General features: G+C 67.3%; 22 protein-coding genes. 13 read left to right on the forward strand and 9 right to left on the reverse strand.

The features are described 5' to 3' along the window. The first annotated feature begins 37 nt into the window (after positions 1-37). The 10 genes from eccB to ACH427_RS15325 all read left to right on the forward strand — a co-directional run bounded on the left by eccB (position 38) and on the right by ACH427_RS15325 (position 10,168). The gene (eccB, locus tag ACH427_RS15280; RefSeq protein WP_398869917.1) at positions 38-1,633 is read left to right on the forward strand and encodes a type VII secretion protein EccB; all 1,596 of its coding nucleotides are present in this window, start codon (positions 38-40) and stop codon (positions 1,631-1,633) included. Positions 1,634-1,680: 47 nt separating this feature from the next. Beyond that, a complete protein-coding gene (gene mycP / locus ACH427_RS15285; protein WP_398869953.1) occupies positions 1,681-3,090 on the forward strand; it encodes a type VII secretion-associated serine protease mycosin in 1,410 nt (469 codons plus the stop codon). 131 nt (positions 3,091-3,221) lie between these two features. After that, positions 3,222-3,692 (forward strand): hypothetical protein, encoded by a 471-nt coding sequence (locus ACH427_RS15290; RefSeq protein ID WP_398869918.1) that lies wholly within the window; start codon positions 3,222-3,224, stop codon positions 3,690-3,692. Positions 3,693-3,708: 16 nt separating this feature from the next. After that, entirely contained in the window at positions 3,709-5,043 is a 1,335-nt protein-coding gene (locus ACH427_RS15295) for a hypothetical protein (protein ID WP_398869919.1), read from the forward strand. A 29-nt stretch (positions 5,044-5,072) separates the two neighbouring features. Further along, on the forward strand, positions 5,073-5,570 hold the full coding sequence (locus ACH427_RS15300; protein ID WP_398869921.1) for a hypothetical protein: 498 nt from the start codon (positions 5,073-5,075) through the stop codon (positions 5,568-5,570). 356 nt (positions 5,571-5,926) lie between these two features. Then, positions 5,927-6,088 carry a hypothetical protein gene (locus ACH427_RS15305; RefSeq protein WP_398869922.1) on the forward strand — a complete coding sequence of 54 codons (162 nt, stop codon included), beginning with the start codon at positions 5,927-5,929 and terminating at the stop codon, positions 6,086-6,088. A gap of 189 nt (positions 6,089-6,277) precedes the next feature. Then, positions 6,278-6,760 (forward strand): hypothetical protein, encoded by a 483-nt coding sequence (locus ACH427_RS15310; RefSeq protein WP_398869923.1) that lies wholly within the window; start codon positions 6,278-6,280, stop codon positions 6,758-6,760. Positions 6,761-8,219: 1,459 nt separating this feature from the next. Next, positions 8,220-9,404, forward strand: coding sequence for a type VII secretion-associated serine protease mycosin (mycP, locus tag ACH427_RS15315; RefSeq protein WP_398869924.1), 1,185 nt, complete (start codon positions 8,220-8,222; stop codon positions 9,402-9,404). 18 nt (positions 9,405-9,422) lie between these two features. After that, positions 9,423-9,812, forward strand: coding sequence for a WXG100 family type VII secretion target (locus tag ACH427_RS15320; RefSeq protein ID WP_398869925.1), 390 nt, complete (start codon positions 9,423-9,425; stop codon positions 9,810-9,812). Between the two features lie 47 nt (positions 9,813-9,859). After that, on the forward strand, positions 9,860-10,168 hold the full coding sequence (locus ACH427_RS15325; protein WP_398869926.1) for a WXG100 family type VII secretion target: 309 nt from the start codon (positions 9,860-9,862) through the stop codon (positions 10,166-10,168). A gap of 50 nt (positions 10,169-10,218) precedes the next feature. Here ACH427_RS15325 and ACH427_RS15330 read toward each other — a convergent pair whose 3' ends face one another. Both ACH427_RS15330 and ACH427_RS15335 read right to left on the reverse strand, forming a co-directional pair. Then, on the reverse strand, positions 10,219-10,446 hold the full coding sequence (locus tag ACH427_RS15330) for a DUF397 domain-containing protein (protein ID WP_366004983.1): 228 nt from the start codon (positions 10,444-10,446) through the stop codon (positions 10,219-10,221). 141 nt (positions 10,447-10,587) lie between these two features. Beyond that, positions 10,588-11,073 carry an ATP-binding protein gene (locus ACH427_RS15335; RefSeq protein WP_398869927.1) on the reverse strand — a complete coding sequence of 162 codons (486 nt, stop codon included), beginning with the start codon at positions 11,071-11,073 and terminating at the stop codon, positions 10,588-10,590. A 280-nt stretch (positions 11,074-11,353) separates the two neighbouring features. Between ACH427_RS15335 and ACH427_RS15340 the strand changes: the two genes are divergently transcribed. Beyond that, positions 11,354-12,205, forward strand: a complete 852-nt coding sequence (locus ACH427_RS15340; RefSeq protein WP_398869928.1) for a helix-turn-helix domain-containing protein — start codon at positions 11,354-11,356, stop codon at positions 12,203-12,205. A 161-nt stretch (positions 12,206-12,366) separates the two neighbouring features. Here ACH427_RS15340 and ACH427_RS15345 read toward each other — a convergent pair whose 3' ends face one another. The 7 genes from ACH427_RS15345 to eccCa all read right to left on the reverse strand — a co-directional run bounded on the left by ACH427_RS15345 (position 12,367) and on the right by eccCa (position 22,386). After that, positions 12,367-13,089: a rhomboid family intramembrane serine protease gene (locus ACH427_RS15345; protein ID WP_398869929.1), complete on the reverse strand. Its 723-nt coding sequence runs from the start codon at positions 13,087-13,089 to the stop codon at positions 12,367-12,369. Between the two features lie 145 nt (positions 13,090-13,234). After that, on the reverse strand, positions 13,235-13,978 hold the full coding sequence (locus ACH427_RS15350) for a hypothetical protein (RefSeq protein WP_398869930.1): 744 nt from the start codon (positions 13,976-13,978) through the stop codon (positions 13,235-13,237). A gap of 38 nt (positions 13,979-14,016) precedes the next feature. Continuing rightward, positions 14,017-14,583 carry a hypothetical protein gene (locus ACH427_RS15355; RefSeq protein WP_398869931.1) on the reverse strand — a complete coding sequence of 189 codons (567 nt, stop codon included), beginning with the start codon at positions 14,581-14,583 and terminating at the stop codon, positions 14,017-14,019. Continuing rightward, complete coding sequence (locus tag ACH427_RS15360; protein ID WP_398869932.1) at positions 14,580-15,626, reverse strand: hypothetical protein; 1,047 nt, start codon at positions 15,624-15,626, stop codon at positions 14,580-14,582. Before ACH427_RS15360 ends, ACH427_RS15355 begins: the two co-directional genes overlap by 4 nt. Next, the gene (locus ACH427_RS15365; protein WP_398869933.1) at positions 15,626-17,749 is read right to left on the reverse strand and encodes a hypothetical protein; all 2,124 of its coding nucleotides are present in this window, start codon (positions 17,747-17,749) and stop codon (positions 15,626-15,628) included. The genes ACH427_RS15360 and ACH427_RS15365 overlap by 1 nt, the downstream gene beginning before the upstream one ends. Before the next feature lie 38 nt (positions 17,750-17,787). After that, complete coding sequence (locus ACH427_RS15370) at positions 17,788-18,225, reverse strand: hypothetical protein (protein WP_398869934.1); 438 nt, start codon at positions 18,223-18,225, stop codon at positions 17,788-17,790. Between the two features lie 210 nt (positions 18,226-18,435). Beyond that, complete coding sequence (gene eccCa / locus ACH427_RS15375; RefSeq protein WP_398869935.1) at positions 18,436-22,386, reverse strand: type VII secretion protein EccCa; 3,951 nt, start codon at positions 22,384-22,386, stop codon at positions 18,436-18,438. A 174-nt stretch (positions 22,387-22,560) separates the two neighbouring features. Here eccCa and eccD point away from each other — a divergent pair, with 174 nt between their 5' ends. Both eccD and rpsO read left to right on the forward strand, forming a co-directional pair. Beyond that, on the forward strand, positions 22,561-24,000 hold the full coding sequence (gene eccD, locus ACH427_RS15380) for a type VII secretion integral membrane protein EccD (protein ID WP_398869936.1): 1,440 nt from the start codon (positions 22,561-22,563) through the stop codon (positions 23,998-24,000). 205 nt (positions 24,001-24,205) lie between these two features. Next, complete coding sequence (rpsO, locus tag ACH427_RS15385; protein WP_045934183.1) at positions 24,206-24,493, forward strand: 30S ribosomal protein S15; 288 nt, start codon at positions 24,206-24,208, stop codon at positions 24,491-24,493. The last annotated feature ends 27 nt before the right edge of the window (positions 24,494-24,520 follow it).

The following is a 24,520-nucleotide window of genomic DNA, read 5'->3' on the forward strand; positions in this document are numbered from 1 at the left end:
TCAACCGAAGCCGACCACTGGGGAGAAGCGGCGACACATGGCATCACGCCGGGATCAGCTCAACGCGTACACCTTCGCGAAGAAGCGAACGGTCGCAGCTTTCCTGCAACCTTCCCCCAGCGGTACGGAGGAAGGGGCCCCGCGCCCGCTGCGCGCGGTTCTGCCCGGCGTTGTCGTCGGGGCGCTGCTCGTCGCCGGATTCGGCGCCTGGGGCCTGTTCCGGCCGGTCGCGCCCAAGGGCTGGGACGACACCGCCGCGCACGTCATCGTCGGCAGTGAGTCGACCACGCGCTATGTGGTCCTGGAGACGGACAACAAGAAACAGCTGCACCCCGTCCTCAACTTCGCCTCCGCCAAGCTGCTCCTCACCCCCGACAAATCCACCGTCATCAAGGTGAAGGAATCCGAGCTCGACAACGGCCACATCCCGCGCGGCCCGACCCTCGGCATCCCCTACGCCCCCGACCGCATGCCCGGCGCCGCCGAAGCCGGCCGGAAGAAGCAGTGGGCCGTCTGCGAACAGCCCGGCGGCACGAACGGGAACACCACGCAGAAGGCCGTCTTCCTTTTCGCCGACCGCGACCCGAAACTCAGGAAACTCACCGGCCCGGACCGCCTGCGGGGCAATCAGGCCCTCTACGTACAGGGCCCCGACGACGCCCGCTACCTCATCGATCCGCAGGGCACCAAATACCTGCTCGGCGGCCCGGAGTGGAAGGCCCTGGACACCTCGGACTACAACCTGCTGTTGCGCTCCCTCTTCCAGGACGGCGCCCGTCCGCAGCGCGTCACCAAGGACTGGCTGAGCACGTTCAACGACGGCGCCCCCATCGTCTTCCCCGAGATCCGCGGCGACATCGGCCAGAACGCCGGTGTCACCACCCTGCCCGGAACGGCCAACCGCGTCGGCACGGTCCTCGAAGCCCCCACCGGCACGGGCACCCAGCACTACGTCGTGCTCCAGGGCAAGGTCCAGCGCGTCTCCGAATTCGTCGCCAAGCTGCTCCTCAACAGCAAGATGCTCACCTCGCTCGGCCAGGCGGGCACACCCCAGCACGTCAGCGCCGCCACCTTCACCCCGGACGACGAGGAGTTCTACGGGAAGTACCACTGGCCCTCGCGCGTGCCCCAGCAGGCCAACGCGCAGGAGGCGCCCGCGGGAGGCGCTGCCAAGACGACGGTGTGCAGCATCTTCGGCGGCCTCTCGGCCGGCGGCACCCCCGACCTCGCCACCTGGGCGGGCACGGAATACCCGGCGACCATTCCCGACGGGGCGACGAGCGCCTATGTCACCCCCGGCTCCGGGCTGCTCTACCGCCAGGTGACCGGCCACCAGACCACCAGCGGCTCCATCTTCCTCGTCACCGACACGGGGCTGCGCTATGCCGTGCAGTCCAATGGCGACAGCGGCACCGGAAAGTCGAAGATCGGTGAGAATTCCGCGCCGTCCCCGGGCGCGGACGGAAGCGCTCCTGAGAGCTCGCCCTCGGCCGCGCCCGAATCGGGAACGGCCCGTGCCCGGCTCGGCTATCAGAACGTGAATCCCATGGCCGTACCCGCCAATTGGTCGCAATTCCTCCCCACGGGGCCGCGTTTGGACGCCAACAGTGCCCTGCAGCCCCAGGGATCGTGAGGAGCGGCATGCGACGCATCACCACGGCGCTGGCGGCCGCCGCGCTCATGACCCCCTTGACAGGGGCGTCGGCCGTATCCGCCCCGCTCCCCGTCACCCTCGACGGCAGCGGCGAGTGCACCTACCCCGCGAAGCCCATCAAGGGCACCCCCTGGTCGCTCCAGCGCGTCCTCCTCGACCAGCTCTGGCAGGACACCAAGGGCAAGGACAGCGACGGCAAACCGGTGCGCGTGGCTGTCATCGACACCGGGGTCGACACCCACAACCCCCAGCTCAAGGACGCGGTCGACGCCAAGAGCGGAGCGGATCTGCTGACCGGCAAGCAGGCGGCGGCCGCGGACGGCGTGGGGGTGCGCGAGGCCACCGAGGACCGCCGCGAGGCAGCCTCGAAGGACCAGGCGAAGAAGGAGCCCAAGCCCGCTCCGAAGACCACGCCCAAGCCCTCGGAGCAGCCCAAGGCGGCGCCGACTCCCAAGCCCTCCGCCTCGGCGTCGGCTCCGGCCACCCCGAAGCCCTCGGAGAAGCCCACACCCAGACCCGAACCCGAGAAGCCGGCCGTCCAGCTCGACCCCACGCTCGACCTCGTCGGCCACGGCACGAAGGTCGCCGGCATCATCGCGGCCCGCCCGTCCGCCACGAGCGGCTTCGTCGGCCTCGCGCCGGAGTCCGTCATCATCCCGATCCGGCAGAACGACGAAAAGGGCACCGGCGACTCCCGGACCCTCGCTCAGGGCATCAACCTGGCCGTCGCCGCCGGGGCCCAGGTCATCAACATCTCCCAGGACACGGCGAAGGCGCTCAAACCCGATTCCGATCTGGAACTCGCGGTGAAGGACGCCCTCGCCAAGGACGTCGTCGTGGTCGCCTCCGCGGGCAACGACGGCCTCGACGGCAGCGTCAAGGAAACGTACCCCGCCGCCTACAAAGGCGTTCTCGCCGTGGCCGCCTCCGACCGCAACAACGAGCGCGCCGCTTTCTCCCAGCCCGGCGAATTCGTGGGCGTCGCGGCCCCCGGCGTGGAAATGGTCTCCACCGTCCCGCTCGGTGGCCAGTGCGTCGACAACGGCACGAGTTTCTCCGCCCCTTATGTGGCCGGCGTCGCCGCCCTCATCCGCGCCAAACACCCCGACTGGAAACAGCACCAGGTCGTCGCCCAGATCGAGCAGACCGCGGAACGCGCCACGAACGGCCATGACCGCTACGTCGGCTGGGGCGTGGTCGACCCGGTCCGCGCCCTGACCGACGACGCCCACCCCCTGGACAGCGTCACCGCCGCCCAACCCACCACCCGCCACGCCAAGCCCCCCACTCCGGCCCCCCTGGCCACAGGAGAATCCCCGTCCCAACGCCAGGAACGCCTCGCCACGTACGGCCTGGGCGGCACGGCGCTGCTGGTGGCGGCGATCGCGGGGGTGGCGGTGGTGCTACGGGATCTGCGGCGGCGCCGGGCGGCTTGAGCGGCTAGGTAGCGATACCTAGGGAACATGAGTGCGCTTGCTCGTATTGACGCCCTAATCCTTGCGTAGAGTTGCGCCTCGTAGCGGAGAGCACTGCAAGGGTTTAGATAGTCAGGGAGACACGGCTGCCCATGAGTTCCGAGGATGTTTCAGGACACCGGCTGCGACTCGCCCAGGTGAACGGCGCTGGTGGGCAGACCGGTGACGGGGCATTGGCGAGCTCCGCGGGGGACAAGAAGCGCGCCGCGGCGTTCATGGAGGAGCACCTGCTGCCGGACACCCAGGCCGCAGCCCGGATGGGGGAGGGCGGCGGTGCGGCGCATCCCCCGCTGGTCGCTCCCGCGGGCTCATTGCCGGGTCTGCTGAAGCCGGATACCGGGTTGCAGGGGCTGTCGGCCTGGGCCACACAGAAGGGCCTGTCCGAGGCGATGTCCACCTGGCAGGGGCAAGCCGGCCGCCTCATGGGCAAGCTGCACGGTGAGCTGACCGCGCTGCGTGGCACGGGCGCGCTCTTCCAGGGCCAGGACCTCTCCACCGGGACGCAGTTCAGCTCGGGTGGTCTCGCGCAGATACCTTTCCGCAGTCGTATCGACGAGATGTGACCGAGGGAAGACAACCGTGTCACTGAGCTACCACGACGTGATGGCCGCCGATCTGTCGCCGCTTTCGGCCGTGTCGGAGGTGTGGCGGAAGATGGGCGAGCGTTTCGGCGAGCTGAAGTCCGCTTACGAACAGCAGGTGCAGGGGGCCCTGGCCAACGGCAACTGGCAGGGTCAGGCATTCGGCGCGCATCAGATCAGAGCCAGAGCGACGGCCGTCGAATACGCGGCGGCCAAAACGGAGGCGCTTGCTGTCGCCGGCCTCTTGAAGCAGGCACACGCCGAACTGACCCGCCTGCAGAAGGCCGTGAAGGACCTGGTCACCGACGCCGAGACCAAGGACTACAAGGTCGACAGCTCCGGCAAGGCCACCTATATCGGCTTCGACAAGCTCTCTGCGAAGGACCAGGCCACTCTCCGCCACGACCCGGATTACCCGGCCTTGCAGGCCCAGGCCGCCCGAGGCGCCCGGGAATGGACCGACAGCCTCGCCGCGGCGGTCAAAGCCGTCGACGAAGCGGACCAGGGCGTGCAACGGGCCTTGTCCCGCGCGTCCAGCGCTGCCTCACTGGACAGTACCGGCGTCGGCGGATTCAACGCACATGCCGAGAGCGACTTGGCGAAGGCCGGGGCGCCGGAGGCAGCCAAGTCCGGCACGACGACTGACGGGTGGACCGGCGGCGGCACGATCACGGCGACGGGGCCGGGAGGGGGCTTTTCCACCTCCGGCCCTGGTTACGGAAAAGAAGGCACGGCCAAGGCGTATTTCGACCTCTTTCACCTGACCGAAAAGGGCTCGGCGAGCAATGGTTCGGTGAAGCTCTCCGGAGTTGTCGATGCCAATGCGGGAGCCAAGGCCAACGCGAGTGTCGGCATTACGGAAAAGGGTATCTCCGGGAGCACCGAGGCATCCTTGGCGGCACGGGGCCTGGCCGAGGAGCGAGTCGGAGCTGGGCCTGTCAGTTTCTATGGAAGGGAATCCTTGTTCGCCGGTGGCGAGGCCGGCGTCAACGCCAAGGCGACCAGGGAGGAGTTCACGGTCGGAGGCAAGGCGTTCGCCGGAGGGAAGGCCGCCTTCGCGACGGGTAGGGAGTTCGCCGGGATCAGCATCGGCGCGTCCGGCGAGGGGTGGGTCGGCCCCGGCGCGGAGGCATGGTGGGGTTACAAGAAGGACAAGGACACTGGTGTGTGGACGATTGGTGGCCACATGGGCGCCTCCCCTATCGTCGGCCTCGGTACGGGATTCGAGATCACTGTTGATCCGGACAAGGTAGCTAAGTCCGTCGGCGATGCGGCCGACGCGATCGGTCATGCCACCAGCTCCGTCAAGAAAACTGTCAGCAGTTGGTTCTGATGCACCTCCCTGTGAAAGGAGGGGGCCAGATGCCCTCGACATTGCCGGTTCCGATTGAATTCCGCCTGCCAGAGGGCTGGCGTCCGGCTCGACCGGAAGGGGGCGAGGCTTCGGGGGTGGCCTTCGCCGCGGTGCATCCCCAGGCAGATACCGAATTCACTGCCAACATCACCATCCACGGAGACATCCTGTCGGACACAGTGACGTTGGCCGACCTCGCCGTGGAGTCGACGGAACGCCTGCGCGAGGCCACCGAATCGGTGGTGGTGGCTGAGCGTCGCGAGCTCGGTTCCGCCGAGGCACCGGCCCTGACACAGCGGCTGGCCTTCTCGACAGTCCTGGGCGGCGTAACCCTGGATCTGATCCAGTCCCAGGTGTACCTGTCCCTGATGGACACCGAGGTTCCATACGAGCGTGCGGTGATCCGGCTGACCCTGACTGCCACCGCGCCCCAGCACGACAGTGTGCTGAGAGACTTCCAGGACTTCGTGCGCACAGTACGTCCGATCACCGCAGCGGGGGCCTGACAATGGGTCGTCTATGGGACAAGTACATCGGCACCAAGTACCCGGACAGCGGTGTTACGCCGCTTCTCGCCGCTGATGTCCGAGTTGCGTTGCTGGCGCTCAATGGTCCGGACGTGCCCTGGTCCGTTCGCAACGCCTTTCCTGCGGAGAAGGCTGACCTGGTGGCAGAGTGGCAGATCCGGGACCCTGTCACGAGCTCCCTCGTCACCCATACCCGGCTGGACCGAACCCTCAAGACACGGATGCGCTTGGTCCCGTCCAAGCACGAGGTGAGGGCTCTCGATGAGCAGTGGGAGGTGAGGCGCGTCGGGAACGCGCCCGGGACGACCACATCGCGGACGTACTCCCGTGGGCAGGTGACCTCGCTCTCGCGGGAGTGGACGTACGAGCGGGGGTCTGACGGCCGTCGGCACAAGGTCGAGACCTTCCGCTTCGACTCGCGGGCCATGAAGAATCCGCTGCGGGACGCGGTCCTCGCCGCGGGATGGACCTGGCGCGGAGTGATGCGCAAGCTGTGACGTGGCGGTGGAGTGCCGCGTGCCCCGCGTTCCGGCGTGATCGTGAGGGAGCGCCCGGCGCCGCCCGTCGGCCCCGATTGAGTACGCGTACTCAGGCGGCGAGGGGATACCGGGCGGCACCATGTAACTCATGCAGGGAGTGGCTGGAGTGGCGTAGTGTCGCGCTGGATGCCACAGGGGAGGGGCAGGGTGCAGCAACAGGGTTCGGGCGATCAGGACCAGAGGCCGTTCGGCAACGGCAATCTGGTGAAGGAAGCCGAGACGCTGGCGAAGTTCAAGGGCCGGATCGACACCATCGTGTCCGAACTGGAGAAGTCGCCCGCCTCGCAGAAAGCCATCGCCCATCAGACGATCGCCAAGGGCGCTTACGGCACCGGATTCGGCTCCGCCGACGACCTCGCCAAGCTCTATGACAAGGTCCACGACCAGCTGAAGACGCTGTCCCAGACCTTGGGCGACCAGGTCGAGGCGATGGGGATCGCCGCCGTGGTCGCCGAGCGCGGATACGACGGGATGGACGCCGAACAGGCCGCCCGGCTGAAGGCGATCGAAGAGCGCGTCCGCAAGAACTACCACGACCCGACGACTGGAAAGCCCTCCCCGGCCAAGGGCGGACACGAGCCCAAGCCGGAGCGCAGCGGTGCCACCGATCTCGGGTCCGAGACCGCGTAAGGGGGGCGGCACACGGATGGGCAAGGGGAAATTCGACGACGCCACGCACGAAGAGCTCTACGCCATGGTGGCGGGCGGTCAGCCGCAGCAGATCAATGACGCCGCGGACGCGTTGCTGAAGGCGTTCACCGACATCTATGACCTCGGCGGGGAACTCCAGGCACATGTCGAGCGCGTGAAGTGGGAGGGCGAGGGCGGCGAGGCATTCCGCAACTGGGGTGCGGAGCTGGCAAAGCAGACGCTCAAGCTCGCCGACTACACATTGAAGGTCGGCATCAACATAGGCTTCGCGGGCCAGAGCCTGAGCGACGCAAAGAAGGCGATCCCGGCACCGGAACCGTGCTTCGCGGACCCGGACAAGGAAAAGGCGCGCTTGAAGGGCGCGGAATCCAACCGGCAAGAGGCCATCAATCAGATGGAGCGGCTGGATTCCTACTACCGGACGGTGCATACGGATGTGGCGGGGTTGGAGGTGCCGCGGTTTCCGACGTTGCCTGCTGGTCTCGTACCTGTATACCAAGACTATGAGTTCCCCGACGGGGGCTCGGCGCCGACAGGGGGAGCGGCAGCAGGCAGCAACGCGTCAAGGCCGAGCGCCGAAGGCGTGAGGGGCACGGCTCGTAATGAGGTCTTGCACCCTTCTGATGAAGGACGACACGGACCGACAGGCGCGGTGGTGGGGGCTGACGGGCACGCGAATACCGCGATCGACGCTGTGGCATTCCCGCAGTCTCCGGACAGCGCAACCAAGCATGTCGTCAAGCACCCTGCTATCGATGGTCCGGATCCAAGAGGCCCCGGGCTTGCCATGCCAGGCCCCCTGGTGCCCGCCAGCCCGTCCGCCCCGCGACGTGGCATCGAAGTGCCACGTGGACCCGCTGCTGGTCGCCCCGAAAGGGTGAGTACGCCGCGGCCCGGAGGTATCCCTCGGGCAGGAGGGAAGGACGGAATCGTCGGCGGTATGCCCACCCGGTCGGGCAGTCAGCCCGCGATCCCACGATTGCCGCGAGGGACGGTCGTGGGCGAAGAGCGGACCGTTTCGGGGCCTCAGGCGGGCGCAGCGACGGCACCACGGGGGCCGGCTGGGGCTCCAGGTGCGCGGGCAGGAGGCCCCATGGGTATGGGGGGTCATCCTGTTGGCGGTAACACTCCCGGCCCGAGGAACGGTTACACCGGCCGAAGGTTGGCCACAGAGCCAGGTGGTACTGCTGGTGGCCTGCGTGCACCGCGTGAAGGACGCTCCGAGTTCACACCGGGTGGCTCAGGTCTCGTACGAGGAAATCAGCCGCCGGGTGTGATGCCACACTCGGGAACCAACTCTTCCGGGGGTAATCGCCGTCGCTCCACCAGACCCGACTATCTGGTGGAAGACGAAGAGACCTGGACCAGAGGCCGCGGAAGTGTCGTGCCTCCAGTCATCGAATAGCTCACGAGACCTCACGAAGGGGACCACTGCCTCATGCGATTTCCGGCTCAGCGCGTCCTGCTGGCCTCGGCGTTGCTCGGGGCGATGCTCATGCCTCTCGAATGCGTCGTGGCCCCTGCCGTGGCGCAAGACGAGCACTCGAGGCAGTGGTTCTTGGACGATATGCAGGCCGAAGAGATGTGGAAGGTGAGCAGAGGGCAGGGCGTCACAGTTGCTGTGATCGATACGGGCGTAGACGGATCGCTTCCCGAGCTGCGCGGACAGGTACTGGAAGGCACAGACGCCTCTAACCACCCCACAGACCCGCATGTGGATACTGCAGGCCATGGAACTAACATGGCCACCTTGATCGCCGGTTCAGGGGTTGACGGCGGTATACAGGGCTTGGCTCCTGAAGCAAAGATCTTGCCCATCAAGGCCGTGCCCGACCAGAGAGTCGATGCCGTTGACGACTTGGTGAGTAGGGCCATCCGATATGCGGCGGACCATGACGCCAGGGTCATCAATATCTCTGCTGGGCCTCTGGGCGTTCCTGCAAACTTCCCCAAGATGCAATCTGCTGTCAACTATGCACTTGGAAAAGGAAGCTTGATCTTCGCCAGCACTGGAAACGACGGAGACAAGAAGAACGAGCCGGCCTTTCCTGCGGCCCTCCCCGGTGTCGTCGGCGTAGGAGCAATCGACCGCCAGGGAAAAATCGCCAAGTTCTCCACCTACGGCAACCAGGTCGGCCTCGTCGCCTTCGGTGACGAGATCGTCCAGCACTGCGAGAAGGGCCCCGGCTACTGCGTAGCAGGTGGCACCAGCCAAGCCACAGCCATCGCCTCAGCCTCAGCCGCCCTCATCTGGGCCAAGCACCCGGACTGGACCAACAACCAAGTCCTCCGCGTGATGATGGAGACCGCCGGCAAGCCCGCAGGTGCCAAGATGCCCAGCAAATACCTCGGCTACGGCAGCGTCCGCCCCCGCAAGGTGCTCGTCGACGGTGAAGGCGACCCCGGCCCGGCGGACGTCAACCCCCTTCTCGCGGCCAACGCACCCAAGTCGTCCCCCTCCGATTCGAATTCGTCCGCGGTCGGCAAACCCATCGCCGCAAAGTCCGGTTCGGGCGGAGGAATCGGCACCACCACCTGGGCCGCCCTCGGCGCGGGCGCCGCAGTGGTCCTCGCCACGGCCATCGGCTTTGTCGTCGTACGCCGCCGCACCAGCCAGCCCTAACAACAAGAAAGGCGAAGCATGTCGGACACTCAGAAGATCAGTGATCCCGCATTCACCAAGTTCGAAGGCAAGATCCGGGAAACCAGCGAGGCCCTTTCCGCCAACCTCCGGTCCCTGGCCGATGCCATCGCCACGGTCGAGGCGGCCTGGACCGGTGCTGGCGCTCAGGCATTCCGCACCGCGCAGACCGCGCTCAACGAGGACCACGACGCCCTGCGCCGGCTGATCGACGGCATTCACGACGCCGTGGCCCTGACCCGTAAGGCCAGCCACGCGAACGACGCCGACATCATGGCGACCTTCAACAAGATCGACGTGAACGGCTCGGCCGCGGGCGGACACCTCGGTTCCCTGGGTGCCGGCGCGGGCGTCAGCGCCGGTCTCGAAAGCAAGATCAGCAGCTACTAGCAGTACTTCCGCATTCCACGAAGCAATCACCACCACGAGGGGGGTACATGTCCGGGGCGAATGACGACCTCAAGGTTCATTACAGCTCGGTCGAGAAGACCGCCGATGACATCAGCAAGGCGGCCGGCGTCGTCGACCAGCAGCTGAAGGACATCTGGGCCGCGGTCAACGAGGTCACCGAGGGCTGGCAGGGCGAGGCCCACCAGAAGATGCTCCAGGCGAAGGCGCAGTTCGACGCGCGCGGTACGCACATCCACTCGATCCTGACCGAGATCGCATCCAAGATCAAGCAGGGCAGCATGGATTACCGGCACACGGACCGCAAGGCTTCCCAGCTGTTCGACATCAGCTACTGACGGTCGACGGGGGTAGGGCGGGCGGGTAAAGGCCCGCCCCACCCCCAGGCTCAGGTCAGATCGAACTCGCCGTCCCGCGCGCCGAGTACGAACGCCCGCCACTCGCTCTCCGTATAGCGCAGCACGGTGTCCGGATCGGCCGACGACCGCATTGCCACCGCACCACCCGGGAGATACGCGATCTCGACGCGCACCTCGGTCGTGGCATCCGGCGCGCTCAGCCACTCGACGCCGGAGATGTCCATCGCGTAGAGCTCGTCCTTCTCATGTGGGTCCATGACGCAGGGGCCGCCTTTCGGAGTGCGCGATCGCCGTCATATCGCGGCGCGCGAAGGTGAGTTGGCGCCGCGGAGTTCCTCGTGAGCAGCGTACTCCCGGCGGCGCCGCGATATCCCTGGATCACCGATCACGCTCACCCCTCAGAGCCGCTCGTAGTTCCGTGCCGTCTTCCGCGAGAACGCCACCCACATCTTGTTCCCCGCCAGCGGGCCGCCGACTTCGTCCAGACCACAACAAAGGCTCTCGCACGCGGCCAGTGCCGCATCCAGGGTCGAAAGCGCCGCCCGCCGCCGTGCTTGACAGGCATCCCGCACGTTCCGAGGGTGCCGGGGATGCTCGTCGAACACAGTGAGGCGGAGTACGCCGAACCGCCACCGGATGGACAGGCTCGTCGGCTTCCCGGGAGTGAACAGGTAGGCGTTGGTGAGCAGTTCGGACGTCGTGAGCACGGCGAGTTCGGCCATGTCGGCGAGGTCGTGTGCGCGCAGAAGGCGATCGACGGTCTTACGGGCCATGCTGAGGCAGTACGCGCCGCCGGGGAGCCCGAGGGTGTAGTCGAGGTTACTGGGGACGGGATCAGCGGAGGACACGTCCGACGAATCGGGCATGCAGGGTGCGAAGTTCATGCGTGGTCACTCCAGACGCTAGGCAGGGGAGAGCCCTCGCACGCGGAACGGGCGCCGGTGGCCTGCCTCCCTGGGCGTGAGCGCGTCCACTCCAGGGAAGGTGGGCATGCTCGCGCGGTGCACTTCCGGCTCCACGGCGTGTGAGCTTGGCAACACTGACGGTAGCGCAGTCGGGAAGCCCTGTGCTACCTCCCTTGGGGAAGCCCTGTGCTCCGAGGTGATCACTGGAACTCGCCGCTACCGGCGGGCAGACTGGTCGCCGGTTCGAGAGAGGGGTCCTATGCCGCCGAGGAGCAGTCCGACGATCCGCCACCGTCGATTGGGGGCGGCGCTACGCCACTTGCGAGAGCAGGCAGGCATGTCAGCTTTGGACGCGGCAGCGGTGCTCGGCGTCGACCGGACGCGCATCTCCAACACCGAGGCAGGGCGCTTCGGTATCAGCCCGGCCCGCGTCCGCATGCTTGCCTCCAACTATGGGTGCACGGACGACGCCTTGGTGACTGCTCTTGCCGCGATGGCGCAGGATCACACCAAGGGCTGGTGGGAGGCGTACAGAGCTTCCCTGCCCGCCTTCTTCCTGGACATTGCCGAACTTGAGTGGCATGCGGCCAGGATCCGCAACGCCTTGACGTCCCACATTCCCGGTCTGCTTCAGACGGCTGACCATGCGCGAGCCATCTTCGACCTGGTGATTCCGGAGATGCCGGCTGATGAGATCGAACTCCGCGTGGCCCACCGCTTGGAGCGGCGCCGGGTCCTCGACCGTGACGACCCGCCCGCTTACGACGCGATTGTCCACGAGAGCGCTCTGCGTATGCAGTTCGGCGGCCGTACAACTGCGCGCGCACAGTTGAAGCACCTCCTGGAGGCGAGCGAGAGAGAGGGCGTCAGCCTCAGGGTGATCCCATTCGCGATGGGCGGCTTCCCCGGAGCAGGACAGACGATCCTCTATGCCTGTGGGCCGGTTCCCCAACTCGACACCGTTCAGTTGGACACGTCCCATGGGTCTGTCTTCGTGGATTCTGAAACGCAGCTTGCCAACTACCGATTGCTCTTCGACATGATGGAACCCTGCGTGCTCGACGAGAACGAGTCACGCGAGTTCATACACGAGATCGCTCGGCAACTTTGAAGGGCTCGTCATGTCCGAAATTCGTTGGCAGGAACCGCTCTGTGCCAATGGAGGTAATGCCTGCCTCCAAATTGGCCACACCGCAACCGGAGCCCCCATACTCCGTGAAACAACCCGCCCCGACGAACTGATCACCACCACCCGCGAGGGCCTCCGCAACCTCATCGAAGCCGCCAAGCGAGGCGAACTCGACCACCTCGTCCAGTAGCCCGGGCGACCGGCAGTACGGCCAGTGCGCCACCCAGCAGAAGTGCCGCCCCGTGGATGTTCTGAGCAACCGCCAGCGCCGCTCCGACGATCGGCACGACGAGGGCCGCGGGCCGGTGGACCGAGATGCCCCGCTCCTTGCCGACGCTGACGAGCGCTGAGGCGACGGCGCAGGTGACGAACGCCGGTATGAGGGCGCCCGGCCAGAGGGTGCCGAGCATGGCAGCGCTCCAGAGCAGCAGTATTTGCGCGGCACTGCCGGGCAGCCGCGGGTCGGCGCGCCAGAGGGCCGGGGCGGCGGCGCCGGCCAGCGCGCAGATCGCGATGGAATTGCCGCCGCCCGTGGGCTGCCAGGCATAGGCGACGAACTCGCAGACGACGCCGACCCCGAAGTAGTGCGACAGCCAGCGCGACCTGGACAGGACCTGCTCCGCGACCGCCCCCACCAGCAGGAGGAAGAGCAGGTTGCTCACGGTCCCGAGCGCCCCGCCGTCCTGGACGAACAGCGACGTGCCGGAGCGCCACCACTCCCCGTGCAGTCCGGCGGGGGTCCGCTGCAACTCCCCGAGTACCCCGTGCACGGCGAATTGCAGGAGATTCACCGTGGCCGTCGCGGCGAACACCACGACAGTCACCACGGGGAACCGCCGCAGACCTGCGCGTTCAGTGATCGTCATGATCAGAAGTATCCGGTCCGGCACCCCAGCCCTACCAGTGAGCTAGCTCATGTATCCGTCATGACAAATGTCCCGCGACGAGCACGAAAGTGGCGAACCCGTCCCAGCGGAAGGGACGGGCCGCGAGGGCGAAGGAAGGCCACTCTCAACCCGTGACGCGGCGGCGGAACTCGTTCATCGACATCGTCTTGTCGTCGGACGGCATGGTGATGCTAAACGTGTCGCCGAACGAGTCGTACGTCGTGGTGCTCGTCCGACCGTCACGAGTGGACCGCAGTTGGAGCAGGTAGGACTTGTCTTCTGCCGCTATTTGATAGACGTCACTTGTCGGTCCGGCGGCAGCAACGACCGCATGCGTTTTGGTGCCATTGACCGAGCCGTCCTGGTCGGGAGCCCGTTGGGCTGTCTCCGCGATCGCGTAGAAGCTGCTGCACCCCTGCTGCCCCGGGGTCCCCAGAACGTAGACATCCGTGAGAGCAGGCGGAAGCGTGATGTTCTGCCCGGACTGCCGCAGGCTGTCTGCAAAGAGGGGCGCACTCGTATAGGTCGCGCCCTCCTTGCAGAACATCTCGCCGCTCTGCCCCGACTTGCTCGACGTGGCCTTCAGCCGCAACCCCTGCCCAGGATCAGACCACATCTCCAGACTCCCGCCACCGAGAGTGGTAGTGGTCCCTGATGCGTGAAACGACGTGTTCCGCATAAGTAGATTCGTACTCTTGATTTTCAACGTATCCCTGTCGTTACCGACATCGGGCGTGGGCCTGTCCGCCGGGGCGGAGGGAGTATCAGGCGCTGCGTCCTTCGACGCGGAGCTGCTACCGCAGCCCGTCACGGCCATGCCGAATACGTCCAGGAGAGCCGCTGATTGGGTGAGCATCTTCTTGGACACGAGCGATCCCTCGATCGGTATTCGATGCGCTATGCGGGTCAGCACGCACCTTTGCGTGCTGTGGGAAGCAGGCTGAAGTATTGCACTTCTTCCGGAGCGGACTCCGGGCCGATGCCCGTGGTAACGGACAGGCAGTAAGGATTTCCGGTTGCCCGGGACGACAGGGTGAACTTCTCGCTGCCGTCCTTTGTTTTCCCCTTGAGATCGATCTGTAGATCGCTGAGCGGGCCTCCGGTGACCTGCTGCACCGCGGCGTTCACGGATGTGTAGTAGTCGGGCGACAGAATCTTGCTCTGTGGAACTTTGTCCTGCTCCAGCAGACTGACTACCTTGCTCACAGCCGTTTCCATGTCGCCGGCGTCGTAGGTGTCGCTCTTCTCCTGCTCGTACAGAACCCAACCCCCGATCCCGAGGACGAGGGCGCCGACGAACGCCCCGACTCGCTGAAATGCGTAGAACGCTTCTGAGGGTTCGTTCGCTTCGGGTTTGCGGTACTGCCAGGCGCGAGTTCCCCAGTAGACGGCACGCGGATTGATGCACCCGAGCAACAGGAAAACCCCGGCGAGTACCCAGCAGAAGGTGGCCAACTTCATGGTCGGGGTCATGGCGTTACGTTCCCGCAGCCAAGTTTTCTGCTGGTTGTGCTGATGAATGAAGTGAAGAGGGACTGGGAAGCAGCCTCATCCCATCCCGCCTTTGTATCGGAAAGATGCATGGAGAGATAGGTGTCCTCGCCCTTGCACGAGGTGACGAGCCCTGTCCGCATGTCGCCACGGGCCTTCCAGCCATGCGGCGGTTGGACACGCAAGTGGTCGATGCTTTGCGTGAGGGCGGACACCAGGGTCTTGTCACGCACCACGGCAAAGCTGACGGAGGGGGATCGTGCCTCACGAGGCAACAAGTCGCAGGTCCATACAGGAGCATCGAAGTTTCCCGACCTCTCGCGCGAGCCGCTCCGCTCTACTCCTGCCACAGTGGGCAGAGAGAATCCTTCGATTCCACATGTATCGGAAAACTTCGTGGCCTTGGGCTCGGCCACCGGCGTAATATAAGCCGGGGCCTTCAGCTTCTGATCGGAGCAGCCATCGAGGCGGGCAGCATTATTCGCAGCTTCCACCAGGAGACGGGCCATCTCCAAACTTTCCAAGCGGTGGCCGGGCGAGCTCACCTCCACCGTACGTACGTGCGGAACTGCGGTGCCGTCATACCTCGTTGGTTGTCGCCAGCAGGATTCGGGCAGCAGAATCCAGCCGTCGGACGGTGATACCGCCCCCGTTGCGGGACCGGAAAAGAACGACATCTCGGCCGGATAAGCCCAGCGCGGCTGAACGAAGGGGAAGTTCGCCAGTTGCTGGTTTCCGTCTACCCATAGATAAGAATTATCGTGCCCGAGCAGAGCGGACCTCTGCTCGATCTTGCAGTGAAACTCTGGCGCGCTCCCCCCGGTGGCGAACCCGTTGTCTGCCAGCCGGCCGGTGTGTCCGAGGGTGCGCTGAGCTTGTTTTGCCGATATCAGCCCCCCGCAGAGGTCGTCGGGTCCCAGGGCGTTGGTGTTCAATGCGAGGTTGAGGGACCCGGCCAGCAACGTCAGGGCGGCACCTGCGAATGATATCTTCTTCCACAGCGGAAGGTTCTCAATCCTTTTCATCAGGACTGCGTCCTCAGTGCAGTGAGGGCCGCGTCCCGGCCGGCGGTATAGCTCTGCTCCGCCTCGTGCCTCATGGAGTTCACGGCAACGACGTCCTTGTCCATTTTTCGCCCGTCAGCCCAATTGTTGATGAGTTCATAGGTTCCGTCGATACCGATTGCGTAGTTCCTGCTGCTGTCCTTCCTCGCCTCATTGTTGGCCTCGGCGATGGCATCCTTGGACCATTCGTAAGTCATCGTGTCAACCAGGCGTTGGGCCTCATCACCAACTATCGGTACCTTGTTCGCGAGCGTGCCCAGCCCGTGATATCCGTAGCGAGCGGCATCGTTGGCCCACGTGACCTTGTTGTCCCGCTTGTCGAGGATTGCATCCGCTCCGATACTGTTGTAGACGCCACGTACCTTTCCGACCTCGGATGCTCGATTGTTCCAGTCGCCGATGCTATTGCTGGTGTCGCCGTCTCGGGTTCCGTGGGCAAGAACGTCTGCCGAGTAGGAATTCTCCGACTTGTAGAGCATGGCGAATGTTTCGTCGTCATCGGAGGCACCTCTGAGGACGCGAATCAGGCTGGCCTGGCTGTTCGCTATGTGTGAGTTGTTTCCTGACCCTCGGATTCCGTCCGAACCCTGAGTGCCGTCTTGCCCGTGCAAAATATAATGGGTGTCCGCTACATAGTCATTGAGAGCGCGACCGATCGGTTTCTGTAGATTGCTGGAGATCGAGTCGCCCTTTCCGTCAGTATCCAGAGCGCTGACGGTCTGTTGCAGCACGCGCGCCTGCCCCTCGGAATGGGGTCCAGGCTTCCCCATGGCCGCGTTCGGTTCGTGACCGGTAGCGGCTGCTTCGATTGCCAGCCCTAGACCGGCCTTGCTGTCGGGGTCGTCCTTGAAGCTCAACATTCCCGGCCCATTTACGGCCTCCTTGGGCCAGGTGCGATCCATCAAGAGGTACTTGAGGTGATCGTTCTTCCCCTCCGCCCCCGGGTCCAGGAATGACGTCGCCGCGTCCGGGTTCTTGCTCATCACGCCCAGCAGGTGGTCGAGCGGGTCGCTCGCCGTGCCGGGGTGGTCACGCCACTTCGTCCAGACGTCCTTGTCCTTCTTCTCCGCGGCGATGATGTCGTCGCCGAGGTCATTGAGGAACTGCTTCCCGTACCGCTTGTTGTGTTCCATAAGGCCGACGAACGACTGGTAGCCGTAGACCGGGTCGGTCTTGCTGCCGAAGTTCTTGGTGCCGGCCTTGCGCAGGCCGTCGCGCCACTTCTCGTAGAAGGGCGACCTCGGGTCCGAGGTGGCGGCCGACACCGTGCCGGCCAGGCCGGACCTGATGGCGTCGTACGCCTCTTTGTGGCTCTTGTCGCCCGACCCGGCCAGGCCGTTGAGCCGGTTCGTCAGCTCGATCGTTCCGTCGGGGCCGATCGTGTCCAGGACGAGCCGGCTGGCCTTCTTGTCCTGAGCGACATCGCGGAAAAGCCAGGGGGCCGCGGCGAGTTCATCCGGGTCGAGCTTTTCGCCGGACTTGAGCTTCTCGGCCAGCCTGATGGTTTCCTTGGCCTCGGCCTTTCCGAGATCGCCCTCGGCCTTCGCGTTGAAGCCATTGGGGGTGCCGTCCCAGAAGTCCGTGTCCTGGACGGCGGCGGTCAGGGCCATCCTGACCCCGTGATCGGCATCGTCGAACATCTTGACCATGTCGGTGATGTTCTGGGCCCAGTCAGCCCGTTTGGCCGCTTCTTTGGCAAGCACGGCCTGGTAGTCCGGATCGTGAAGTGCGGCGCTGTTGACGGGGGTGGTGGAGGAGACAGTGCCGTCCTCGCTCACCTTCAGGCCGTTCTTCTCCGCCTCGGCGACCACCGACTTCAATTTGCCGCGCAGCTCGGTGAACTGTGCCTGCGCGTCGCGCAGAAGACCGGCGACCGCACGTGCCTCCTTCGCCGCGGCGACGTACTGGTCGGACGTCTGCTGCATGTTGGGCCGGGCGCTCAGGTTGGCCTGACCGGTCCAGGTGCCGTCGAATCCGACGCTCTTCACCTGGCCGTCATAAGCCTTCTGCACGCCCTCGAAGTCCTTCGCCGCCGACTCCCACTTCGCCGCCGCTGTGGCCAGGAGGGACAGATCCGTGGTCATGGCCTGGTGGTACGTGAGCATGCCGTGCCGACTTCCCCTCAGTATTCCGACAGCCGCGACTGGAAGGGCGGTTGGATGCCCTTTCCGTCCTGCGGGACGAGCAGCGGGATCTGGTTGCCCGTGTGGATGTCCGTGCCCTGGAACAACCGGTTGGCGCCGCTCAGTGCCGCCTTCTCCGCGGAGAGCCGCCCCTGCAACGCCTTCACCGAGGCCCGCCACCCCTTGAGCGCCTCATTGATTCCGGCCCCCGTCGCCCACTCCGTGAATCCCTTGGCCGCGGCTTCCGTCGCCTCGTCCATGGAGCTGCCCGCCTTCTGGACGTCGGGCTGTATGTGCTGCTCCAGCGCGGAGACGGCCGACTGCTTCTTCGCCGCGGAGGACTTGAGCTCCGCGTCGCCTCCCGGGCCCGGCAGGCTGTTGAGTCGTGTCCGCGTCGCGTCACCCTGCAACGCGGCCCATTCGTCGTGGAATGTCACCGCTGCCTCCTGCCTGTCGCACCCACGAGTGCCCTCGAAAAGCCTTTGCACCAGGCACTTTTGCGTTCGAACCTAACAACAGGACCTCGCCTGGCGCAGCCGCTTCTTGATCTCTTGGCGTGCTTCTGTCGTGACCCTACGCACGCATATGTGGAAGGGGCATGAGTACGCGTACTCATGCCCCTTCCACGGCGAACAGCCGGTCCCTGCCTACTCCTCCGGCAGCCACCCCACCTGCACCAGCGGAGCTCCCCTCTTCCGCGATACGAAGAAGCCGCGGCCCGGCGGCATCGGGCGGGGGCGTACGCCGCCCAGCAAGTCGCCCTCGCCCGGGTCGCCGGAGAGGACCACGCCCTGGGCGCCGAGTTCCTTCACGCGTTGCATGAAGGACTCGAACATCGAGCGGGACGCGCCGGCGGAGCTGCGGGCGATGATGAAGCGGATGCCGACGTCGCGGGCGAAGGGGAGGTTCTCGGTCAGGACCGAGAGGGGATTTCCGCTGCTGGTCGAGACGAGTTCGTAGTCGTCGACGATGACGAAGAACCGCGGGCCCGACCACCAGCTCCGGTCGCGCAATTGCTGCGGGGTGATGTCGGGCTGCGGAGCGCGCCTTTCCATCAGGCCGTTGAGGGCGTTCGCGTGGACGGCCAGCGCAGAGGCGAGCGGCGCGTACTCCAGCAGATGGGTGTCGGGAATGACATCGAGGAGGGTGCGGCGGAAGTCGCCCACCACGATCTTCGCCTCCTCCGGCCCGTAGCGCTCGGTGATCTGCTTGGCCAGCAGCCGCAGCAGCGCCGTCTTGCCCGATTCGCTCTCGCCGAAGACGAGGAAGAACGGGTCGGTCTCGAAGTCGACGTAGACCGGCTCCAGATTGGTCTCGTCGATACCGATGGCGACGCCCTGCTGCGGATTCTCGAAGCCCTTGGGGAGCTCGTCGGCGCGCAGCTTGCGGGGGAGGAGCCGGACCCCGGGAGCGTGGGGCCCGGTCCACGCCTCGTCGACGGCGCGGACCAGTTCGGCGGTCGCGTCCGTCAGGGTCTCGGGGTCGTTCTCGGCGTCGATGCGCGGCAGCCCGGCCATGAAGTGGAGCTTTTCCGGGAGCTGGCCCCGGCCGGGCACCCCGGCGGGGACGTTCGCGGCGACCTTGCGGTCGAATTCCGAATCCATGGTGTCACCGAGCCGCAGCTCCAGCCGGTTCAGGAGCTGGTCCTTGAGCGAGGCGCGGACCTCCATATTGCGGGAGGCGGTCACCACGACATGGATTCCGTAACCCAGGCCCCGCCCCGCGATATCGGTGACGACGCCTTCCAGCATGTCGTATTCCTGCTTGAAATTGCCCCAGCCGTCGACGATGAGGAAGACATCGCCCCACGGCTGATCGGAGAATCCGCCCGCCGCCCGCTGCCGTCGGTAGGTCGTGATCGAGTCGATGCCCTGGGCCCGGAAATACTCCTCGCGCCGGGCCAGGATGCCCGCCACCTCGGCGACCGTACGGCGCACGCGCTCCGGGTCGAGGCGGGACGCGACCCCGCCGACGTGCGGCAGTCCCGCGATGGCGCTCATGCCGCCGCCGCCGAAGTCGAGGCCGTAGAACTGCACCTCCGCGGGCGTGTGGGTCAGCGCGAAGGACGCCACCAGCGTCCGCATGAGCGTGGACTTGCCCGACTGGGGGCCACCGACGACGAGCATGTTGCCGGCCGCGCCCGAGAAGTCGCGGTGCAGGACGTCGCGCCGCTGCTCGAAGGGCTTGTCGATGAGACCGATGGGGACGACGAGACGGCCGAGGCGCCCGTGCCCGGGGGCGGTCAGCCCGCGGCCCTCCACCGTGGACAGCGGCGGCAGCAGCTCGTCCAGGGAGGCCGCCCGGTCCAGCGGCGGCAGCCACACCTGGTGAGCCGGCGGCCCCTGGCCCTCGATCCGCCGGACAACGACGTCCAGGACCGTCTCCGCCTGCGGTTCCTCGCCCGTACGGACCGTGGGCCCGGCCGTGGGCTCGGGCGCGGTGTAGGTGACCGGCACGGGATCGGCGGTGAAGAGCACCGGGCGGCGCTCGATGGGCAGCGCGCTCCCCCCGGCGCCCGCGGCCGGAGCCGTGCGGTACGGGCCGGAGACGTACGCCGCCTTGAAGCGCGTCATCTCGTCCGTGCCGAACTTCAGATAGCCCGAACCCGGCACCGACGGCAGGTGGTAGGCGTCCGGGACGCCCAGCGCCGTACGCGACTCGGCGGCCGAGAACGTCCGCAGGCCGATGCGGTACGACAGATAGGTCTCCAGGCCGCGCAGCCGGCCCTCCTCCAGGCGCTGCGACGCCAGCAGCAGATGCACACCCAGCGAGCGGCCGATGCGGCCGATCTGGATGAACATGTCGATGAAATCCGGCTTGGCCGTCAACAGCTCGCTGAATTCGTCGATCACCAGGACGAGTGAAGGCAGCGGCTCCAGCGCCGCACCGGCCGCGCGCGCCTTCTCGTAGTCGTGCATGTTGGCGTAGTTGCCCGCCGAGCGCAGGAGTTCCTGCCGCCGCTGGAGCTCACCGGTGATCGAGTCACGCATGCGGTCGACCAGCGTCAGGTCGTCCGCCAGGTTGGTGATCACGGCCGCCACGTGCGGCAGCGCCGACATGCCCGCGAAGGTCGCACCGCCCTTGAAGTCCGCGAGGACGAAGTTCAGCGTCTCCGAGGAGTGCGTCACCGCGAGCCCCAGGACCAGCGTGCGCAGCAGCTCCGACTTGCCGGAACCCGTCGCGCCGACGCACAGCCCGTGCGGGCCCATGCCGTCCTGCGCGGCCTCCTTCATGTCCAGCATCACCGGCGTGCCGTCCTCGCTGACGCCGATCGGCACCCGCAGCCGCTCCGCCGAGGACCGCGGGCGCCAGGTGCGCGCCACGTCCACCGAGCCCGCGTCGCCCAGCCCCAGCAGATCCGTGAAATCGAGGTTGGCGAGCAGCGGCTCGTCGCCGTCACCGCCGCCCATGCGCAGCGGCGCGAGCTGGCGCGCGAGCGCCTCCGCGGCCTCCATGGACAGCGTGTCCGGCACACCGTCGTACGCCGCGACCTGTGACAGCAGCCGCAGCTCGCCCGGCTCCACCACGACAGACAGCCCGCCCCGCGGCTCCCCGAGATCCCCCGGCACCACCTCGACGATGGTCACGCCCTGGAGCCCCTCGGGCGCCGCGAAGACCGACTCGGCCGGCACCGTACCGCCGTCGAGCACGAGCACCACGTGCGGCTGGTCGAGCACCGGCTGCCCGTCCCGGCTGAAGCGCGTGCGCCCCTCCAGCCGGGGCCGCAGCAAATCCTCCAGCTCGCCGAGCTCGTCACCGATCAGCCGGCGCGCGCCCGCCCCGTCGACCGCGCCCGGCACCTGCACGTGCGGCAGCCACTTCGTCCACTCCCAGTACGACGCCGCCCCGCGCGCCGCGACCACCGCGACCACCAGGTCGTCCGGCGAGTGCAGCGTCACCAGCTGCGCGACGAGCGCGCGGGCCGTCCCGTGCACCGTCTCCGGGTCGCCCGAGAGCGTCACGTGGTAGAAGGCGCGCAGCGACAGCGCCATCGGCATGCCGTCCAACGACCCGTGCGTGGCCAGGAACTGCTGCATCGCGCCCGTCGTCAACGGCTCCAGGTCGTCTATCGGAGCGGTCTCCGGAGCCACCAGCGGCGTCGCGAGCTGCTGCGCCCCCAGCCCGATGCGGACCTGCCCGAAGTCGTCGTCGCCCGCACGCCGCTCCCACAGCCGGGTGCCCTCGGCGACCACCGACCACAGCTGGTCGGGGGAAGGGTGCAGATAGAACTGCGCGTCCCGCTGCGCACGCGCCGTCCGGCGCACGGTCCGCCGCGTCTGCGCGAGGTATTTGAGGTAGTCCCGGCGCATGTCCGCGGTCTGCCCCTGGGAGCCCTGACGGTGCCTCACGACCATCGCGATCGTCATGCCCAGCGTCGAGCACATCATCATGACGCCCATGATCTTCATCATGGGAGCGGCACCCGGCATGAAGAAATAGACCATCGACGAGGCCATGCCCAGCGTCGGCAACAGCTGCATCAGCACACTGTCCTGACGCCCGCGCGGCAATTCGGGCGGCGCCTCCAGCCGGATCTCCTCACCGGGCACGTCCGGCGGCAGACTCCGGGGCGGGCGATGGACGACGACCTGGCTCACCGGATGCCTCAACCCCTCCACGCGGTGGGGAATCTCCGAGCGGCACCCCTCCGGCACCGGCCTCCCCTCCGCGGAACGGCGATCCTATCGACGTGCGCCGACGGGCTCCCGATAGGGTGGCCGCCGCGCGTATGCATGAGCGAAGGCTCGGAGTGGAGCAGGGGGCCCCGACAGGTGAGTACGTCCACTGGGACAGGTTTCTGCCGGGTGACCGTCGTCGCTCCGGACAGCCGGATCGACGTCGCGCTGCCGGACGACATCGCGGTCGCCGACGTCTACCCGGAGATCCTCCGCCTCACCGGCCAGACCCAGCCGGTCGGCACCCCCACCGGCTACCACCTCGTACGCCGCGACGGCACGGTCCTCGACAGCGCCCGCTCGCTGGCCGCCCACCGGGTCCTCGACGGCGAGCTGCTCTCGCTGCGTCCCTTCGCGGAGTCCCTGCCGCCCGCCGTGCACGACGACGTGACGGACGCCGTGGCCGCCGCGGTCACCCGCGACCGGACCCTGTGGAACGATCAACTCCTGCGCGCCGCCGGACTGTTCGGCGGCGCCCTGCTGCTCGCCCTGATGGCCTTCGCCCTGTGGTTCGCCGATCCCGTCCGGCACGACATGCACGGCACCCCCGGCGCGGTCGCGGCCGCCGCCGGCGTGCTGCTGGCCGCGCTCGCGGGCGTACGGGCACGGGTCTACGGAGACCGCGCCTGCGCCGTCGCCCTGGGACTCGCCGCCATGCCGCACCTGATGATCGCCGGCTCAGGGATCCTCGCGCCCGACCCGGGGCAGGGCGCCGGCCGGCTGCAGTTCCTGCTCGGCTGCGCGGCCGTCCTCGTCGCCGCCGCGGCCCTGGTCGCCACCGTGCCCACAGGCGACGCGCCCTTCGTCGCCGCCCTCACCGCGGCCGTCACCGGCACCCTCGCCGCCTTCGGCCTGATCCTCGGCGGTGGGAGCCCCGCGGGCGCGGCCGCCGTCTGCGGCGTCGTCGCGATCGGCGCCATCGCCTTCCTGCCGGGCCTCTCCGCCCGCGTCGCCCGGCTGCCCATCGGCTACGCCGCCCCCCACTCCGCCTCCGGCGGCGACCCCGATCCGGCCGCCCGCACCACGCCCGACCCGGTGGACGCCGAGCGCGTCGCCGAGCGCGTCCGCCGCGGCCACGAGCTGCTGCTCGGCCTCGTCGGCGGCTGCGCGGCCGTCGTCACCGCCTCCGCCGCCGTCCTCGCCTTCTCGGCCGGCGGCGGCCCCTGGGCCCGCCTCCTGGCCCTGGCCGCCGGGCTCACGATGCTGCTGCGCGCCCGCCTCTTCCGCTACACCGCCCAGGTCGCCGCCGTCCTGGCCGCCGGGCTCGCCGCCCTGGCCCTGCTGGTCCTCGGCATGTCCCTGAACCCGCCCGCCGGCGGCTCCACCGACATCCGCACGGTCTGGCTCGCCGCGGCCGTCACGCTCGGCGGCGGCCTGCTCACCGCCGTCGCCCTGATCGTCCCCCGCAAGGGCCTGTCACCCTTTTGGGGGCGCGTCTCCGACATCTCCGAGAGCGCGCTCCTCCTCGCCCTCGTACCGCTCGCCCTCGCGGTCCTCGGCATGTACGGGAGGGCCCGCGGCCTGTCGGCGGGCTGACGGGCCCCGGAGCGGCCCCGGGGCGGGGCCCGGGAGCCGGGCTGGTACTGTGTGCAGTGGCCGTTTGTGTACGCGCCTCCGGAAAGCCCCGTGGGGCTTCTGGGGACAGCGCCCAGCGGACCCCGCCTCCCGAGTAACGGAAGCTCCCCTGAGACCAAGACCAGGGGCACTCGGTGGCTGAAAACGAGAATTCCAAGGAGTACGCGTGTCGCTCGACGCCGCTACGAAGAAGCAGATCATGGCCGAGTTCGCCACCAAGGAGGGCGACACCGGCTCCCCCGAGGTCCAGGTCGCGATGCTCACCCGTCGCATCTCGGACCTGACGGAGCACCTCAAGCAGCACAAGCACGACCACCACTCGCGTCGTGGCCTGCTGCTGCTGGTCGGCCAGCGCCGCCGCCTGCTCCAGTACCTGGCCAAGAAGGACATCACGCGCTTCCGCGCCCTGGTGGAGCGCCTCGGCATCCGCCGCGGTGCCGCGGGCGCCAAGTAAGACATCGTGAAGGGAGCGGTTCCCACC

It is taken from the genome of Streptomyces sp. NPDC020379 (assembly GCF_044387105.1).
Taxonomy (GTDB): Bacteria; Actinomycetota; Actinomycetes; order Streptomycetales; family Streptomycetaceae; genus Streptomyces.